Below are 16,432 nucleotides of genomic sequence, written 5' to 3' on the forward strand. Positions count from 1 at the left end.
GGCAACGCCGCGTCTACCCACGCACTGTCGCATAGGGGGGCACTATGAACTTCGACTTTACTGCGCTTGAAACCGGAACGTACGTCTTTATCGGAACGCTTGGCTTCGCTGCACTCCTGGTCGCGTTCATCGCGGCAGCAGCCATGGCCGCAATAGTGTTCATCGGCATCCTGAGCTTCGCTTGGTTCGTGGTCAAGAGCGTGCTCGGAGGCCTGGTCCACGGCATCAACTTCGCCTGGGACAGCCTGGTCCACCACGCCGGACAGGTGGAGATCCCGGTGGAGTTCCAGCCGCAGGTCTCCACTGGTACGGGAAGCTACCCGCGGGTAGCATTGAGGGATAGCTGAAGGGTTCCCCACCCGAGGCGGACCCTGGCTCCATCCGGCACAACCGGCTAGAGGAGTTATCCCATGACGTCCGCCACTGACAACAGTCTCTCCGCAGCAAGCGTCAACGCCACCGCCGAAGAAGCCCGCGCCGTCGCCGAAGCCGCGCGCGAAACCGAATGGAACCGCCCCAGCTTCGCCAAGGGCCTCTATTTGGGCAGCTTCGACCTGGACCTGATCCACCCCTGGCCACAGGCCAAAGCGGAGGATGTTGAGCGCGGCGAGGAGTTCATGGCCAAGCTGGAGGCGTTCTGCAGGACCATGTCCGGCCGGGTAATCGAACGTGACGCCAAGATCCCCGACGACTATCTGGCAGGACTCGCCGAGCTGGGCGTCTTCGGCATGAAGATCCCCCGCGAATACGGCGGCCTCGGCTTGTCCTTGGTGTACTACGGCCGCGCCCTGGCCCTGGTCGGCTCAGTCCACCCGAGCCTCGGCGCCCTGATCTCGGCCCATCAATCCATCGGCGTCCCCGAGCCCGTGAAGGTCTTCGGCACCGACCAGCAAAAGCAGGAGTACCTGCCACGCTGCGCCGCCGGCGCCATCACAGCGTTCCTCCTGACAGAGCCCGACGTCGGCAGCGACCCCGCGCGGATGGGCGCCACTGCCGTACTGGCGGACGACGGCGGTTCATACGTTGTGGACGGCGTGAAACTTTGGACCACCAACGGCGTGATCGCCGAACTCGTGGTGGTCATGGCACGGGTCCCGGCCCACACCGACGCGAACGGCACCACTCACAAGGGAGGAATCTCCGCTTTCATTGTGGAGATGGACTCTCCCGGCATCACGGTTGAGAACCGGAATATGTTCATGGGCCTGCGTGGAATCGAGAACGGCGTGACCCGCTTCCACCAGGTACGTGTGCCGGCTGCCAACCGTTTGGGCCGCGAAGGCCAAGGCCTGAAGATTGCCCTCACCACGCTGAATACGGGACGCCTCTCCATTCCGGGGTTGTGCGTTGCCGCCGGCAAGTGGAGCCTCAAGATCGCCCGCGAATGGTCCAACGCCCGCACGCAATGGGGCCGTCCCGTTGGCCAGCACGAGGCAGTGGGCAAGAAGATTGCCTTCATCGCGGCCACCACGTTCGCCTTGGAAGCGGTCTTCGAGTTGTCCGCGGAGATGGCCGACGCAGGTGCGCGGGACATCCGCATCGAGGCAGCCTTGGCCAAGCTCTGGTCCACAGAGCTGAGTTGCAGAATCGCCGACGAACTTGTCCAGATCCGTGGTGGCCGGGGATTCGAAACGGCGGACTCCCTCGAGGCGCGCGGCGAGCGGGCAGTCGGGGCGGAACAGCTCCTCCGCGACCTCCGCATTAACCGGATCTTCGAGGGATCCAGCGAGATCATGAAGCTCCTGATCGCCCGAGAAGCCGTTGACGCGCACCTTGCCGCTGCCGGCGACCTCGCCTCAGCGGATGCGAGCCTGCAGGACAAGGCGCGGGCCGCCGTCGGAGCTTCAGGTTTCTACGCGCGCTGGCTCCCCAAGCTTGTGGCTGGCGCCGGGATGGATCCGCGGTCCTACGCCGAATTCGGCAGGCTCGCCAAGCAGCTCCGGTTCGTGGAACGGTCCTCGCGCCGCCTGGCCCGGCAAACGTTCTACGGCATGGGACGCTGGCAGGCCAAACTCGAGCACAAGCAGGCGTTCCTTGGCCGGATTGTTGACATCGGGGCCGAACTCTTTGCCATGGCAGCGTGCTGCTCGCGGGCCGAGAACGTGCTGCGGACGCACCCGGAACAGGGCGCCGCCGCCTTCGAGCTGGCCGAGGCCTACTGCGAACAGGCACGGGTGCGGGTGGACGAGTACTTCGACCAACTCTGGCGCAACACGGACGACGCCGACCACGGGCTCTCGCGCAAAGTCCTCGCCGGTGACTACACCTGGCTTGAGGCCGGCGTGCTGGACCAGTCCGAGGGAACAGGGCCGTGGATCGCGGATGCGTCGCCGCATGAGTCCGCCAAGGAGAACCTGCACCGGAAGTATCGGCAGCCGGGGCGGTAGAGACTAAAGGACGTCGCCGTCCAGGTAGTACCAACGCTTGTCTTCCCTGACAAAACGGCTGTGTTCGCGCTGGACTCCGCGTTCGCCGTCGTGCCTGTAGTGGGCAGCAAACTCAACCGTTCCCTGTGTGTCCATCGGACCTCCGGCGGCGGTGCCCAGGATGTCCAGGCGACGCCATTGCATGTCCGGATCCAGCTCCAGGGATCCCGGGCGAGTGGAGGCGTGCCAGGTGCGCAGCAGGTAGCCGGAATCCAAGACAACGAACGCCGAGTACCGGGAGCGCATGAGCTGCTCTGCTGTTGGGGCGTCGGCGTCGCCGCGGTGGAAACGGCCACAGCAAACGTCATACTGCTCGCCGGACAAGCAGGGGCAAGCGCCGTCGCGGAGGCGGCTGGGATCAGTCGGCAAAATATCCCTTTCCGAGGCTGTAAATGAGAGCTGCGCAACATATTTTCCCACGCCATATAACAGCTTCGAAACAACCGCGCCAGACCCCTGAGCCGCGCGTGATTCCGTCAGTGCTGAACCGTAGGCTGGATGGAGCAAGCTGGGTGGGCACCGCGCGCATCACAAAACGACGGCCAGGGGAGGCTAAGTGGAGGATCCGACAACACTCGCCATCAACCTGACGTATCTGGGTACTTTGGGGATGGCTGTCCTCATGTTCCTTGGACTCGGGTTGGTCATCATCATCACTCTGGTTGTCGCTGGAGTGGGACGCCTGTTGTCGATTGTCCTCCTTGCCATGGTTGGGATTTTCCCCAAGAAGGAGACCACTCCGATCGTCCGCTTGCCCCGCCGTCCGGCACGTGGACCAGCGGAGGTGAGTCCCGGCGTCGTGATTCCCGCCGACGTGGCGGCGTCCCCGCTGGACCAGCTCGCAGCCGGCCCCCATCCGGACACCGCCCAGGTGGAGGCCGTCGCGGCTGCCGCCGTGGCGGAGCCTTCGACGCCGCCGGCACCGGCGCTCGTGGTGGAAACGCCCCCTGCTCCCGTCCCGCCGAAGCGCGACCTCCTGGGAGGTGCCCGACGCCGGATCGCCGAGGCGTCCGCGGCCGTCAAGGACGGCGCGTGGAAGGCAGCGATCGATCCGAGAAAGCTGCCGAAACCTGAGCAGGTCAAGGATGCGGTGGAAAACCAGACCTCCCACCACCCCTTGCTCATCGCCGCTGCCAAAGAGCCGCCGGTCCTGGCCAAGGACTGGGCAGACGCCGTGGCGGAGGCCGACGAGCGTGCGGCCGCCCGGGCCAAAGCCGATCAGCCGCCGGCCATCAAGGTGACGGTCCGGGACATCGATGAGACCGGCTCGTCCGCCAAGCCATCCACCGGGAACGGTTCCTCTCCCGACTCCGGCGCGGCTTCGGCGGCCAATCCCACGATGGATTCATCCACGGGAAACGGCGCGAAAAAGCCCGAAGCCGCCAAGACAGCCGCATCTGCGGGAAAGACAAACGGCGCGACTGGATCGGGCCCGAAGACTTCCAAGAACGGAAAGTCTCCGAGCCCCATTCGTAAAGGTTCGTTGAGCGGCGCGAGCCGCAACTCCTGATTGCTAGGCGGCCAGCCTGTTGAAAGCGGCGCCGTGGTAGATAAGCGGCTTCGATTCGTGGTTGACCGTGGTCGATTTGACCTCCAGCACCACAATCGCGTGATCCCCCGCCGGCGTCTCCGAAACAACTTCGCACTCGAACCCGAGAACAGCGCCGTCGATCAGCACCGCGCCCGAGTCGGCGACGCTGGTGGACAATCCTTCAAAGCGATCACGGGTTTTTGAGGCCAACTGGAGTGCCGCGGTTTCCTGCCCCTCCGCCAAAACCGAGACCCCAAGCCTGCTCGCCTGCCGCAGCTTGGGCCAAGTCGTGGAGGAGTTCTGCACGGCGAACATCACCAGCGGCGGCTCCAGGGACACTCCCACAGTGAAGGACGACGCCACCAACGCTTCAGGTGTGAAGTCCACCATCGCACTGAACGCAGCCACGCCGGACGGGAACTGCGCAAAGGCAGCCTTGATGGCGGCGGTTTCTTCCAATGTTGTCTGCGTCATTTTCGCTGTCCCCTTCGTGCGTCGTTTGAACTCGTTTCCCATAATTCACGCGATCCACAGAAGCTCCATATTTGTTGATTCCCGCGTCATTTGTATTGCTGAATGTCAAGAAATATCGCGAAGTAAGGCTCGTTCCATTACTCCCCAAGACGAAAAACGAAGAAGTTCTACCGCTTGCGTTTCTGCCCACCGCACCGCTGTGTAGCCTCGATGGGACATCCAGACCCACCACAGGAAGCCAACATGAGCCTCAATGAGCTACGGACGCTTGGACGCACTGGCGCCCTGATCAGCCCACTGACCCTGGGCACCCTGAACTTCGGCACCGGAACCGCACCCACCGGCCCCGCGGACAGCATCCGCATCATCAAGGCCGCACTCGATGCCGGCATCACCAGCATCGACACCGCCGACATCTACTCGCAGGGCGAGGCCGAAACCGTGGTGGGCCAGGCCATTCACAGCCGGCGGGACGACGTCTTCCTTGCCACCAAGTTCCACGGCCAGATGGGGTCCAACCCGGCACACGCCGGCAACTCGCGCCGCTGGATTGTCCGGGCCGTCGAGGACAGCCTGCGCCGGTTGAACACGGACCGGATCGATCTCTACCAAGCGCACCGGCCGGACTACAACACGGACCTGCTGGAAACCATCACGGTCCTCAACGACCTCATCCGGCAAGGCAAGATCCTCTACTACGGCACGTCCGTGTTCAGCCCCGCCCAGCTGGTGGAGGCGCAGTGGATCGCCAACACCAACCACCTCACCCCGCCGGTGGTGGACCAGGTCCCGTATTCGCTCCTGGTCCGCGCCAATGAACGCGACGTTTTCCCCATCACCCAGCAGTACGGCGTCGGGGTTTTGAGTTACGGACCGCTCGACGGCGGCTGGCTCGCTGGCGGTTACCGGGTGGGCGCGGGCCAGCCGGAGAGTTCGCGTTATTCCGCGCTGCCGGGCCGTTTCGACGTCACCCAACCCTTCAACCAAGGCAAGCTCCACGCCGCCGATGCCCTGGGACAGCTTGCCGCACGGCACGGGCTGACGCTGATCCAGCTCGCCGTTGCTTTCGCTTTGAACCACCCCGCCGTGACCAGTGTGATCATCGGGCCGCGCACGGAGGAGCACCTGACGGACTATCTGAAGGCCGCCGACGTGGTGCTGAGTGAGGCCGTCCTGGACGAAATCGACGACATCGTTGCTCCCGCCGTCAACTTCCTGGAGCGCGACGCCGGCACCGTGGCGCCGCACCTGGAGTATCCGGAACTTCGACGGCGGTAGTCTCCTTCCGTTGTGTGGCCCGCTCTGCGTGCTTGCCCGCTTGTTTGAAGCGTTCAGCGAGTCTCACAACGAGCTATTGACGGCATTCCGGCGCGGCGTGATCCTTGACCTAAGTGCTGCTGGTCCCGCCGAGGCGTCACGCCCGCAGCGTCAGGTACCAGTAGAACGCCGCCGCCCATGTCCACACCCCATATTGAACGTGGCGTCGCAGCCACTCCAGGCCAGCCGACGCAAGACGCCTTGACCCACGAAGAACTCCAGCTCGCAGGGCGCAACCACTCCATGCCACTCGAAGCGTTGCAGGAGGACATCACCCCGGCAGGCCTGCACTACCTGTTGGTCCACTTCGACGTGCCGTTCCTTTCCGCGGAATCCTGGCGGTTACGGCTTGGCGGCGCGGTATCCAACCCCTTTGAACTGAGCCTTGACGATCTCAAAGCCCGCCCTGCCGTGACCATGCCTGTGACATTGGAATGCGCAGGAAACGGGCGGGCGCTCCTGCAACCCCGGCCCCTCAGCCAGCCATGGACGCTCGGCGCCGTGGGCACGGCAGAATGGACCGGGACGCCCTTGGCACCCCTGTTGGAGGAGGCAGGGTTGGCGAGTGACGCCGTCGAGCTTGTCTTTACCGGTGCGGACCGCGGTATCCAGGGCGGCGCCGAAGAGCAGTACGCGCGGAGCCTGACCGTAGCGGAGGCCAAGCACCCGGAAGTCATGCTGGTCTATGCGATGAACGGGCAGCCCTTGCCGCCCCAGCACGGTTTTCCCGTGCGGCTGTTGGTGCCGGGCTGGTACGGCATGGCGAGCGTGAAATGGTTGACGTCGATCGAAGCTGTGACCTCCCGGTTTACGGGATATCAGCAAGCCGTCGCGTACCACTATCTGCAGGGTCCGGACGGTCCCGGGCTGCCGGTTTCGCACATCAGGGTGAAGTCCCTGATGGTTCCTCCCGGGATCCCCGATTTCTTCACCCGACGCCGAGTGGTGGACGCCGGGCCCGTGATGCTTCGCGGCAAGGCGTGGTCCGGGCACGGTGACATTGAACGGGTTGAGGTGGGGATCGACGGAGAGTGGATGCCTGCCCACCTCGATGATCCGCTGGGCGACTTTGCCTGGCGATCCTGGTCCATGGTGTGGGTGGCCCGGCCCGGCGAGCACGTGCTGCGCTGCCGTGCGATGGACTCCTCCGGCGCACTGCAGCCCCGTGAGCAGGTGTGGAATTACCAGGGCATAGGGAACAACATGGCGCAGCGGGTTGAGGTGACGGTTCGGTAGGTTTCTTTGCCTTTCCGTGGCGTTCGCGGGAAGCCTGCATGTTCGTTGGAGCGTACCGGCGATTTCGAGTGGTTTCCCGCTGTTTCGTGACCTCCCGGCCTTCGCTAGACTCGACTGAATCATGAACAGCCTGCCATCCTCCCCTGCGACCGTCCGCGTCGACGCCTGGTTGTGGGCCATCCGCGCCTACAAGACCCGTTCCGCCGCAACGGCTGCCTGCCGCGCTGGCCACGTCCGGCTCAATGGCAATCCGGTGAAGGCATCGCAGACCGTGATTGTTGGCGACACCATCCGTGTCCGAGAATCCGGGTGGGAGCGGATTTTTGAGGTACGCCGGCTCATCGCGAAGCGCGTCGGCGCGGAGGCAGCATCCCATTGCTTCACCGACCACACGCCTGCGCGGCCGGTTCTTCCGGCGTTGGGCCTCCCCCAGCGCGACCGCGGCGCCGGCCGTCCCACCAAGAAGGACCGCCGCGACATGGAGAAGCTGCGGGGATAGTTATCCACAGGGCCTTCATTGCTGCGTGATTCCTGTGTTCCCTTCTGCCTAGACTGACGGGCACTACGCCAAAACAGTCACTGGGGAGTCTGATGTTCCGCCGCTCATTTGCCCTAATTCCGCATGCCCATTTCCGGTCCGTCGCCGTCGGAGTCTTGGCGCTCGTGCTCGTCAGCGGCTGCCAAGGCGGCGGCGCCCCTTCCGAAACCAGCACGACGACGGCGACACCCACCTCAAGTGCCTCGGCGCCAGAAACCCGGACACCCCCATCCACATCGAACGGCTCGTACAAGCCAGCGGATGCGACGGGGAGGGCCCAGAACGTGCCCGTGCCTGTGATGCCTGCATTGGCGAAGGAAAACACGAAGGAGGGGCTGGAGGCGTTTATCCGGTATTGGTACGCAACATATTCGTACGCGACAGAAACAGGTGACATGGCGCCTTGGGCAGAATCCACGGATACGACAACAGAGTCAGGCATTGCCTATTCACGGGCAATTGAAGCTAACTACGCAGACGGTCGGTGGCTCGTGGGAGGCCGGATCACCATCCCGACGGTTGAGGTTCTGTGGAACGGCGGATCTGATTCCCAAGTCGCGAAAGTGCAGGTCCTCCAAGAAGAGATTCGCTACTTCCGGTCTGATGGGAGCTCCCGTCCTGAGATTTCGGAAGCATCTAATACGGCTGAAGCAGTGAAGGCGACGTTCCAGAACGGCTTCTGGCGGGTCATCGACAACGGCCTGATTCTGGGGTGACTGTGCGAACTTTTCTGGGCATCGCGGCAGTCACCATATGGTTGCTTCTGGAAGGGATGGCTCCCGCTAGCGCTGCAGGGAGCGATGAACCGTTCATTCATGCCAACAGGGGAGAAACGGGCATGGAGTTGAGCGCCTACTACACAACGGACCCGGCTACCGGGTGGCCTGTCGCGGATCTTGGTAGGGCTGCTGCGGTCAATGAGGATCCCTACCAGTACAAACCGGACACGTTCTGCCGTGCAGGCGGAGGAGAACTCGGTTGCCAAGGACTTGAATGTCCTCCCGCCACTTCGAGTGGTGCTGCAGGAACTCCTGTCATTTGGAAACGGGCACCCAAGGGCATTACCAATCCGGACTGGACACAATACAGGGGAATCAGCGGTCCCACGTGTCTCTACGGTTCTGAACCCCAAAACGTCCTCGCCGACATCGCAGCCCGGATCCTCACCGACTTCCAACAACTACCCATCAACCCCGGAACCCTCGAAGCCCAGCCCTTCCCCAACACCCTCACCGGCGGACCCACCAACTTCTACACCACCACCACCGAACAACACTTCGACACCACCATCCTCGGCCAACACGTCCACCTCACCGCCACCCCAACCACCCACACCTACCACTTCGGCGACGGCCAAACCCTCGGACCCACCCCAGCCACCGGCTACCCCATCCCCACCAACACCTGGCTCACCACAGACACCCGCACCAGCCACACCTACACGGTCACCGGCAACTACCCCACAACAGTCACCACCACCTACACCGGAACCTACTCCGTCAACAACGGCCCACCCCTGCCCATCAACGGAACCCTCACCCTCACCACCACACCCAAAACCATCCACGTCTTCAAAACAGAAACAGCCCTCGTCGCCGACACCTGCGAACAAAACCCCAAATCCTGGGGCTGCCCCGGCACAAACACCCCAACCAAGCACTAATGAAGCCGACACCACCGAAGGCGCCGCACACCGAAGAAGCGCCCACCACTCACAGGCACCCCGTACCCCCACCACCAACATTGACCCCAAAACACGCCCAAAACGCGGGAAAGGCCCACCAACCGGGCCCAAAGTAGGTCGCGAAGGAACACCAGTGCGGGACCGCCACCCGGCCTGATAAGAGACAGAGACACCCGCAGGGCCGCATCACTGGCCAGTTCAGGAGTTGTCCACATAGCGCTCCTAGGCAGTTCCGACCAAGGTCGATTGTTCATAGCGTGAAAGCGTGATCCCACCGCTTCCCAACCCCATCGATGTCAATCTCCACAGTGGTCCCGCCGAGTGGTGGCAATTGCTTGCAGGCCTGACGCCTCTGGCCGCTTTGATGGCAGCCGGCATTGCGGGGTGGATTGCGTGGAAGTCCCTCCGTCAGAAGACCGCGGCTGACGACCGGGCAGAATGGTGGCGTCGCGCCCAGTGGGCCTTCGACAGCATCCTCTCGGACGAACCGAGACGGGCACAGGCAGGCCTCCGGATCATGGCCGTTCTCGCTCAAGGTCCTCCAAGCGCGGAGGAACTGAAGATCATCGAAGGCGCAACTGACGATTCGCTGGGGGTTGCCGAGGTGCCAGCCCTTAGGCCGTTCAGCCGTCACGATGACGCGGTTGTCGACACAAGCAATATGGAGACAAATCCCCGCCCCGAAGTTCCATCGGCCGATTCAGGGCAGGACCGTTGCGAAACGGGAAGACGACCCGACTAACGAGGAGTGCAAAGAATGGAGTCTCAAGGGATGCATGCCGAGGGAGCCGCGGAACAAGAATCCACATATCCCATCAAACATCTGGCATCCTCATACGATCGCGGTGTTCAAATTGCCGCTGCCCGCGTCCGCATCATCACAGATCGGGGGCTGGGCAAACAAACCCCTGACTGGATCCTCCAACTCGCCGCCGAGAGATTGTCAGGCGACTACTAAAGGTTCTCCCCACCTTATGCTTGTCACAGCGGACGACGCAGCCCTACGAGAACCACGTATCCGGCGGCCCCATGTATAGCAGGAAGCTGAACACGGCCGCCACACCAACAAGCACTACACCGGCGGCCAGAAGCGGCTTGGCCAAGATCCAGGCCTGGAGCTTCTCCAACGCGCCAACAGGCTGTTCACCGCCAGCGGCAAGCCTCCACCCGCCGTCAAGCAGGCCGCGACGATCCAGTGATTTCTCAACCGGAATCGTGGCGTACGGGATCACGGCGGATGAAACAGCCAAAAGCCCGGTGCCCACGGACCACTTCTGGTTGACCCAGGTGAACGCCGCCGTAAAGGCGTAGCAGAGAAACACGAAGCCGTGGATGCCACCCGCGACGCTGACTCCAACATCCGTAGTGCGCGTGACGTATTTGAGGAAGAGCCCAATTAACAAGAGCGTCCAGGTCACGGCTTCGGCGAAGGCAACGGTTCGGAACAGGGTGCGCGGTGACATGGAAAACCTCGGGTTGGAAACAGGGCCGCCCTAAACAACGGACGGAAGCGATGCCTCGTTCCTGATCCGCGAAGAACCGAACTCCAAAGCCACAGTCTCAAGTTCCAAGGGTGCCTCATGCTTGGAACGTGCCCGGCCGACGGCGACGTGCGGTATCCAACGGGGCGATCTGTACCCGAGTGCCGGCGAACTCAGAATGAAGTCGTCGATGTTGTCCACGCCGAGGTCATCCAGGAGCACGTGGAGTCCTTGGACGAGCAAGGTCTGATAGTCGTGAACGGCTTGCGGCACAGAGACTTCCAAGCTGCGGACGCGGCCGCCACCGAGAGTGATCAGCTTCGCGGACTTCCCAAGGAATCCGTCCAATACGGGCAGCCCCCGGAGCCAACTGGCGACCTCCCGAATCACGACGTCTGCGCTGGCAATCCCGCCTGTCCAGGCAACGATGTCCGCGGCCAGCCGATCCAGGATGCCCACGTGCAGCAGCGTCATGTGAAGGCCCTCCGGTTTTCGCACGGAGTCGACGTATCGTCCGAGCGACTCCAATGGCGCCCCGACGTCGAGCACCGGCACCTCCACTGTGATGCGGGGCAACTGAGTCGCACTTCCGGCTCTCATGCCAGCCATTATCCGCCGTATCAAGGCACCATGGCAGGCCATCACGAAAACCCCGCCACCCGCCGTCGTAAGCCACCAAAAGACCCAAAGCGTGAAGCGGTTCTTTCAGCGTTGACAGCGCCTTGTGACCCGTGCCATATTCAATACCGTGAACCTGTCAGACAGCCGGACAGCCGGACAGCAAGGCCCCCAACAGGGCCGAGCCACACCCACCCCGATCTCCCGCATCTCCGCGGCTGAGGCGGTCTTCGCCGCACTCCGTAGGGCCATCGAAGGCGGGCAATTCGATATCGGCACCAAGCTGAGCTCCGAAGCGACGCTCGCCGCGCAGTATGGAGTGAGCCGCTCCGTGATCAGGGAAGCCCTGCGGTCCTGCAACACCCTGGGCCTGACAGTCACCAAAACCGGCAAGGGCACTTTCATTGTGGCCAACAAGGTCGCAAACGACCTTACCTTGGGCCAGTACAGTGCGCGCGATCTTAACGAAGCAAGGCCTCACATCGAGATTCCCGCAGCGGGACTCGCTGCCGCACGGCGCACCGACGAAGAACTCGAACACCTCAAGGACATCGTCCAGGAGATGCTCAACGAAAACGACCCCGAAGCCTGGGTGAGCCTGGACGCGAGCTTCCACTCCGCCGTCGCACGCGCCAGCGGAAACCGCGTCTTCGCGAGCGTCGTCCAGGACATCCGCGACGCCCTGGCGCACCAGTCCGAAACCCTCAACCTGGTGGCGGACCGCCAGCACCGCTCCGACGAAGAGCACGTCGCCATCCTTAACGCCATCGAATCGGGCGATTCCCAGGCGGCAAGCAAGGCCATGGCAGAGCACCTGCAGGCCGTCAGCGTGGCGCTGGACACGATCCTCAGCAAATGAACCACTCAAAGGACACCATGCCCAGCCCCAAAGTGGCGGAACAAAAGGCCCACCAAGCAGCACCCAACCACGTCCCCCTCGTCGAGCAAACCCGCGACGGACTGGTGGAAAGCGTCCACTACGGCTCGTTGATCGCCTTGAACAAAGACGGAAGCACGGCACTGGAAGCCGGCCAGCCGGACGCCCCGATGTATCCCCGGTCGAGCCTGAAACCCCTTCAGGCCGTCGCGCTCCTCAGGGCCGGCCTGGACATCCCGGAAGAGCTCTTGGCCCTGACCGCGGCGAGCCACTCGGGCAGCAAGAAACACCGTGACGGTGCCGCCGAAATCCTGAAGCTTCACGGCCTCACCGAGGCAAGCCTGGGCAACAGCACGGACCTTCCCTACGGGGTCGAAGAACGCAACGAATGGCTGCGGGAAGGAAACGGCCCCACCCAGCTGGCGCAAAACTGCTCGGGCAAGCACGCTTCCATGACAGCCGTCTGCGTCATCAATGGTTGGCCTGTTGAGGGGTACTTGCACCCGGAGCACCCGCTGCAGGTCCTGGTCCGCGACACCATCACCGAGCTGACCGGCGAGGAAGCCGCCGCAGTGAGCACGGACGGATGCGGCACACCGCTCTTCGCGCACTCCCTGCACGGCATGGCCCGCGCCTACGGTCGCCTTGCCTCAGCAGAGGAAAACACCAACGAGGGCAAGGTCGCCCACGCCATGCGCCGCTTCCCGGAGATGGTCGCCGGAGAGGGCCGCGATGTCACTGCCCTCATGCGCGCTGTTCCGGGCCTGCTCGCCAAGGACGGCTTCGAAGGCCTTCAGCTGGTGGGCCTCGCGGACGGCCGCGGCTTGGCCGTCAAGATTTCAGACGGCGGAGACCGGGCGCGCATGCCGGTTACCGTCGCGGCCCTGAAGGAGTTGGGGCTCGACGGCGGCAGCCTGGACACGCTGCAAAGCCCACCCGTCCTGGGTGGCGGCCTTCCGGTCGGCGAACTCCGTGCGGCACAGATTTTCAGCACTAACTAAAGGACAGCTATGACCACCGTCGATCAGGCGATCCCTCTCCGTTCCGAACACGACCTTTTGGGCGACCGCAATGTCCCCGCGGATGCATATTGGGGCGTCCACACCCTGAGAGCCATTGAGAACTTCCCCATTACGGGGCAACCGCTCTCCACGAACAAGCACCTGGTGCGGGGGCTGGCCGCGGTCAAGCAGGCGGCCGCGCGCACCAACCACGAGCTTGGTTTGCTGGATAAGGAACGGGCCAATGCCATTGAGCAGGCCTGCCAAGACATCCTGGACGGCAAGCTCCAGGACCAGTTCATGGTGGACGTGATCCAAGGTGGCGCGGGCACCAGCTCCAACATGAACGCCAACGAGGTAATCGCCAACCGTGCTTTGGAAATCCTTGGCCACCCCAAGGGTGACTACGCCAAGCTGCACCCTAACGACCACGTCAACCTGAGCCAGTCCACCAACGACGTCTACCCGACGGCGGTGAACCTCGCCACGATCTTTTCCGTGAAGGAACTCCTGGAAGCCCTGGAGGAGCTGGAGGTTGCCTTCGCCGAAAAGGGTCGGGAGTTCCGGACGGTCGTGAAGATGGGGCGCACGCAGCTCCAGGATGCAGTGCCAATGACGCTCGGCCAGGAGTTCGGCGGATACGCCGTGACCATCGGCGAAGACCGGGCCCGCTTGGACGAATCGCACATGTTGATCCACGAGATCAACCTCGGCGCAACGGCCATCGGCACCGGCCTGAACGCCCCGGCCGGGTACGCCGACGCCGCCTGCAGGCACCTCGCCGAAGTCACGGGCCTGCCCCTCCTCACGGCGGCCGACCTTATCGAGGCCACCCAGGACGTGGGCGCGTTCGTCCACCTGTCCGGCGTACTGAAGCGCGTGGCCGTGAAGCTTTCGAAGATTTGCAACGACCTCCGCCTGCTGTCCTCCGGACCGCGTGCGGGACTGGGCGAGATCAACCTGCCGGCAGTACAGTCCGGCTCGTCGATCATGCCCGGAAAGATCAACCCGGTGATCCCGGAAGTGGTCAGCCAGGTGGCCTACGAAGTCATCGGCAACGATGTCACGGTCACCATGGCCGCGGAAGCAGGGCAACTCCAGCTGAATGCTTTCGAACCGATCATTGTGCACAGCCTGCACAAGAGCATTTCCCACCTGGAAGCAGCCTGCCGCACCCTTACGGCACGCTGCGTCCGGGGCATCACAGCAAACACCGAGCGGCTACGGCTTACCGTGGAGCAGTCGATCGGTCTCGTCACGGCATTGAACCCGCACATCGGTTATGCCTCCGCCACTGCCATCGCCCAGGAGGCGTTGGCCACCGGCAAGGGTGTAGCAGAACTCGTCTTGGAACACGGTCTCTTGACCGCAGCCCAGCTTGAAGAACTGCTCAGCCCCGAACGTCTGGCAAACCTGAGCAAGTAGGCCAATCCGGCCAGTCAGCCCAGCGGCTTTGAAAGCCGTCCCGCCCGATGAGGCCACCCACAAGAGGCTCTGAGTCGCGCCCGAACCCCCAGACGTGCGCGCCCATGAGACCCCCAACAGGACACCCGTAAGGATTCCCATGACCAACCCCATCACGGACCACACGGTCCCGGCCCAAGCGCATGCCAGCGAGAAAGCCCTCCACAAGGAGGACACGGGCTACCACAAGGACTTGAAGCCCCGGCAGATCCAGATGATCGCGATCGGCGGTGCCATCGGTACCGGCCTGTTCCTCGGCGCGGGCGGACGGCTCAACGCAGCCGGCCCTTCGCTGGTCATCGCCTATGCAGTCTGCGGTTTCTTTGCTTTCCTGATCCTCCGCGCGCTCGGCGAATTGGTGCTGCACCGCCCGTCGTCGGGTTCGTTCGTCTCCTACGCCCGTGAGTTCTTCGGCGAAAAAGCGGCGTTCGTTTCGGGCTGGTTCTACTGGATCAACTGGGCCACTACCACCATCGTGGACATCACGGCAGCCGCGCTCTACATGAACTTCTTCGGTAAGTACGTCCCCTGGATGGGCGCCGTTCCGCAGTGGGCGTGGGCCCTTATCGCCCTGGTGGTTGTGCTTAGCCTGAACCTCGTTTCGGTGAAGGTCTTCGGCGAGATGGAGTTCTGGTTCGCGCTGATCAAGGTGGCCGCGCTGGTGGCCTTCCTCCTGGTTGGCACCTACTTCGTCATTTTCGGCACGCCCGTTGATGGCCAGACAGTGGGCTTCAGCCTCATCTCGGACAACGGCGGAATCTTCCCCAACGGCATCCTTCCCATGATCATCCTCATGCAGGGTGTGCTGTTCGCCTACGCCTCGATCGAACTCGTCGGCACCGCCGCCGGTGAGACCGCGAACCCGGAAAAGATCATGCCCAAGGCCATCAACTCCGTGGTCTTCCGTATCGCAGTCTTCTACGTCGGCTCGGTCATCCTGCTGGCACTCCTCCTCCCCTACACCTCGTACGAGAAGGGTGTCAGCCCGTTCGTGACGTTCTTCGGTTCCATCGGTGTGCAGGGCGTCGACGTGATCATGAACCTCGTGGTCCTCACCGCAGCGCTGTCCTCGCTGAACGCAGGGCTGTACTCCACGGGCCGTATCCTGCGCTCGATGTCCGTCAACGGATCGGCTCCCAAGTTCGCCCAGCGCATGAACAAGGCCGGCGTGCCTTATGGTGGCATCGCGATCACGGCCGGCGTCTCCCTGCTCGGTGTCCCGCTGAACTACCTGGTTCCATCGGAAGCCTTCGAAATCGTCCTGAACGTAGCTTCCGTTGGCATCATTGTCACCTGGGCCACGATCGTCCTGTGCCAGATGCAGTTGAAGCGCTGGGCGGACAAGGGCTGGGTCAAACGCCCGTCGTTTCGGCTCTTCGGCGCGCCCTACACGGGCTGGCTGTCGTTGATCTTCCTGGCGGGCGTCCTGGTGATGGTCTTCATCGAATCGCCGCTCACCATGCTGGTCACGGCGGTGGCTTGCGGACTCATGGTCTGGGGCTGGTTCCTGTGCCGCAAGCAGATCCATGAGCTTGCAGCCACGCGGGACGGCTACACGGGCAGCGCGCCCGTGATAGCGAACCGCCCCCTGCCTGGCGGCGATAAGTAGCAAGAAGTGCCCGACGGCGGCACCCGGGTTCCGTACCAGCGGAACTTGGGTGCCGCCGTCGTTGGTTAACGCCCAAGTAGGGGACAGCACATGCTGCAGTGAGCGCTCAGTGGAACGTGTGCTGTCCCCCAGTTGGGTGAGAACGCGGCGAACCGAGACATCCGATCATTGCCGTC

Annotated in this window: 17 protein-coding genes; 13 read left to right on the forward strand and 4 right to left on the reverse strand. The window is 63.3% G+C overall.

Annotated features, from left to right (window positions below):
* Positions 1 to 44: 44 nt before the first annotated feature.
* Positions 45 to 347: a hypothetical protein gene (locus ACIPV6_RS07015; RefSeq protein WP_400270178.1), complete on the forward strand. Its 303-nt coding sequence runs from the start codon at positions 45 to 47 to the stop codon at positions 345 to 347.
* 63 nt (positions 348 to 410) lie between these two features.
* Entirely contained in the window at positions 411 to 2,387 is a 1,977-nt protein-coding gene (locus tag ACIPV6_RS07020; RefSeq protein WP_400270179.1) for an acyl-CoA dehydrogenase family protein, read from the forward strand.
* Positions 2,388 to 2,390: 3 nt separating this feature from the next.
* Here the strand turns inward: ACIPV6_RS07020 and ACIPV6_RS07025 are convergent, their stop codons facing one another.
* The gene (locus ACIPV6_RS07025) at positions 2,391 to 2,795 is read right to left on the reverse strand and encodes a YchJ family protein (protein WP_400270180.1); all 405 of its coding nucleotides are present in this window, start codon (positions 2,793 to 2,795) and stop codon (positions 2,391 to 2,393) included.
* A gap of 187 nt (positions 2,796 to 2,982) precedes the next feature.
* Between ACIPV6_RS07025 and ACIPV6_RS07030 the strand changes: the two genes are divergently transcribed.
* Positions 2,983 to 3,936, forward strand: coding sequence for a hypothetical protein (locus ACIPV6_RS07030; protein WP_400270181.1), 954 nt, complete (start codon positions 2,983 to 2,985; stop codon positions 3,934 to 3,936).
* Between the two features lie 3 nt (positions 3,937 to 3,939).
* Here the strand turns inward: ACIPV6_RS07030 and ACIPV6_RS07035 are convergent, their stop codons facing one another.
* Complete coding sequence (locus ACIPV6_RS07035; protein ID WP_400270182.1) at positions 3,940 to 4,431, reverse strand: flavin reductase family protein; 492 nt, start codon at positions 4,429 to 4,431, stop codon at positions 3,940 to 3,942.
* Positions 4,432 to 4,674: 243 nt separating this feature from the next.
* Between ACIPV6_RS07035 and ACIPV6_RS07040 the strand changes: the two genes are divergently transcribed.
* The 6 genes from ACIPV6_RS07040 (at position 4,675) to ACIPV6_RS07065 (ending at position 9,948) form a co-directional block, all read left to right on the forward strand.
* Entirely contained in the window at positions 4,675 to 5,709 is a 1,035-nt protein-coding gene (locus ACIPV6_RS07040) for an aldo/keto reductase (protein WP_400270183.1), read from the forward strand.
* A gap of 177 nt (positions 5,710 to 5,886) precedes the next feature.
* Positions 5,887 to 6,984, forward strand: coding sequence for a sulfite oxidase (locus tag ACIPV6_RS07045; protein ID WP_400270184.1), 1,098 nt, complete (start codon positions 5,887 to 5,889; stop codon positions 6,982 to 6,984).
* A gap of 121 nt (positions 6,985 to 7,105) precedes the next feature.
* Complete coding sequence (locus ACIPV6_RS07050) at positions 7,106 to 7,483, forward strand: RNA-binding S4 domain-containing protein (protein ID WP_400270185.1); 378 nt, start codon at positions 7,106 to 7,108, stop codon at positions 7,481 to 7,483.
* A 164-nt stretch (positions 7,484 to 7,647) separates the two neighbouring features.
* Positions 7,648 to 8,238: a DUF6318 family protein gene (locus ACIPV6_RS07055; RefSeq protein ID WP_400270397.1), complete on the forward strand. Its 591-nt coding sequence runs from the start codon at positions 7,648 to 7,650 to the stop codon at positions 8,236 to 8,238.
* Between the two features lie 122 nt (positions 8,239 to 8,360).
* A complete protein-coding gene (locus ACIPV6_RS07060) occupies positions 8,361 to 9,185 on the forward strand; it encodes a hypothetical protein (RefSeq protein WP_400270186.1) in 825 nt (274 codons plus the stop codon).
* A 286-nt stretch (positions 9,186 to 9,471) separates the two neighbouring features.
* Positions 9,472 to 9,948, forward strand: coding sequence for a hypothetical protein (locus ACIPV6_RS07065; protein WP_400270187.1), 477 nt, complete (start codon positions 9,472 to 9,474; stop codon positions 9,946 to 9,948).
* A gap of 259 nt (positions 9,949 to 10,207) precedes the next feature.
* Here ACIPV6_RS07065 and ACIPV6_RS07070 read toward each other — a convergent pair whose 3' ends face one another.
* Positions 10,208 to 10,669, reverse strand: coding sequence for a DUF3817 domain-containing protein (locus tag ACIPV6_RS07070; protein ID WP_400270188.1), 462 nt, complete (start codon positions 10,667 to 10,669; stop codon positions 10,208 to 10,210).
* A 30-nt stretch (positions 10,670 to 10,699) separates the two neighbouring features.
* Positions 10,700 to 11,287, reverse strand: a complete 588-nt coding sequence (locus tag ACIPV6_RS07075) for a hypothetical protein (RefSeq protein WP_400270189.1) — start codon at positions 11,285 to 11,287, stop codon at positions 10,700 to 10,702.
* A gap of 148 nt (positions 11,288 to 11,435) precedes the next feature.
* On the opposite strand from ACIPV6_RS07075, the gene ACIPV6_RS07080 reads away from it, so the two are divergent.
* The 4 genes from ACIPV6_RS07080 to ACIPV6_RS07095 all read left to right on the forward strand — a co-directional run bounded on the left by ACIPV6_RS07080 (position 11,436) and on the right by ACIPV6_RS07095 (position 16,256).
* Positions 11,436 to 12,164: a FadR/GntR family transcriptional regulator gene (locus tag ACIPV6_RS07080; RefSeq protein WP_400270190.1), complete on the forward strand. Its 729-nt coding sequence runs from the start codon at positions 11,436 to 11,438 to the stop codon at positions 12,162 to 12,164.
* Positions 12,161 to 13,183, forward strand: coding sequence for an asparaginase (locus ACIPV6_RS07085; RefSeq protein WP_400270191.1), 1,023 nt, complete (start codon positions 12,161 to 12,163; stop codon positions 13,181 to 13,183). The genes ACIPV6_RS07080 and ACIPV6_RS07085 overlap by 4 nt, the downstream gene beginning before the upstream one ends.
* Before the next feature lie 9 nt (positions 13,184 to 13,192).
* Positions 13,193 to 14,608 (forward strand): aspartate ammonia-lyase, encoded by a 1,416-nt coding sequence (gene aspA / locus ACIPV6_RS07090; protein WP_400270192.1) that lies wholly within the window; start codon positions 13,193 to 13,195, stop codon positions 14,606 to 14,608.
* A 139-nt stretch (positions 14,609 to 14,747) separates the two neighbouring features.
* On the forward strand, positions 14,748 to 16,256 hold the full coding sequence (locus ACIPV6_RS07095; RefSeq protein WP_400270193.1) for an amino acid permease: 1,509 nt from the start codon (positions 14,748 to 14,750) through the stop codon (positions 16,254 to 16,256).
* Positions 16,257 to 16,432 lie beyond the last annotated feature (176 nt).

It is taken from the genome of Paenarthrobacter sp. NPDC089988 (assembly GCF_044748465.1).
Lineage (GTDB): Bacteria > Actinomycetota > Actinomycetes > Actinomycetales > Micrococcaceae > Arthrobacter.

Excerpts from the sequence above, each read along its gene's own strand:
- ACIPV6_RS07015 (WP_400270178.1), top strand. The coding sequence starts at position 45 with ATGAACTTCGACTTTACTGCGCTTGAAACCGGAACGTACGTCTTTATC.
- ACIPV6_RS07020 (WP_400270179.1), top strand. The coding sequence starts at position 411 with ATGACGTCCGCCACTGACAACAGTCTCTCCGCAGCAAGCGTCAACGCC.
- ACIPV6_RS07035 (WP_400270182.1), bottom strand. The coding sequence starts at position 4,431 with ATGACGCAGACAACATTGGAAGAAACCGCCGCCATCAAGGCTGCCTTT.
- ACIPV6_RS07040 (WP_400270183.1), top strand. The coding sequence starts at position 4,675 with ATGAGCCTCAATGAGCTACGGACGCTTGGACGCACTGGCGCCCTGATC.
- ACIPV6_RS07045 (WP_400270184.1), top strand. The coding sequence starts at position 5,887 with ATGTCCACACCCCATATTGAACGTGGCGTCGCAGCCACTCCAGGCCAG.
- ACIPV6_RS07050 (WP_400270185.1), top strand. The coding sequence starts at position 7,106 with ATGAACAGCCTGCCATCCTCCCCTGCGACCGTCCGCGTCGACGCCTGG.
- ACIPV6_RS07060 (WP_400270186.1), top strand. The coding sequence starts at position 8,361 with ATGGAGTTGAGCGCCTACTACACAACGGACCCGGCTACCGGGTGGCCT.
- ACIPV6_RS07070 (WP_400270188.1), bottom strand. The coding sequence starts at position 10,669 with ATGTCACCGCGCACCCTGTTCCGAACCGTTGCCTTCGCCGAAGCCGTG.
- ACIPV6_RS07075 (WP_400270189.1), bottom strand. The coding sequence starts at position 11,287 with ATGAGAGCCGGAAGTGCGACTCAGTTGCCCCGCATCACAGTGGAGGTG.
- ACIPV6_RS07085 (WP_400270191.1), top strand. The coding sequence starts at position 12,161 with ATGAACCACTCAAAGGACACCATGCCCAGCCCCAAAGTGGCGGAACAA.
- aspA (WP_400270192.1), top strand. The coding sequence starts at position 13,193 with ATGACCACCGTCGATCAGGCGATCCCTCTCCGTTCCGAACACGACCTT.
- ACIPV6_RS07095 (WP_400270193.1), top strand. The coding sequence starts at position 14,748 with ATGACCAACCCCATCACGGACCACACGGTCCCGGCCCAAGCGCATGCC.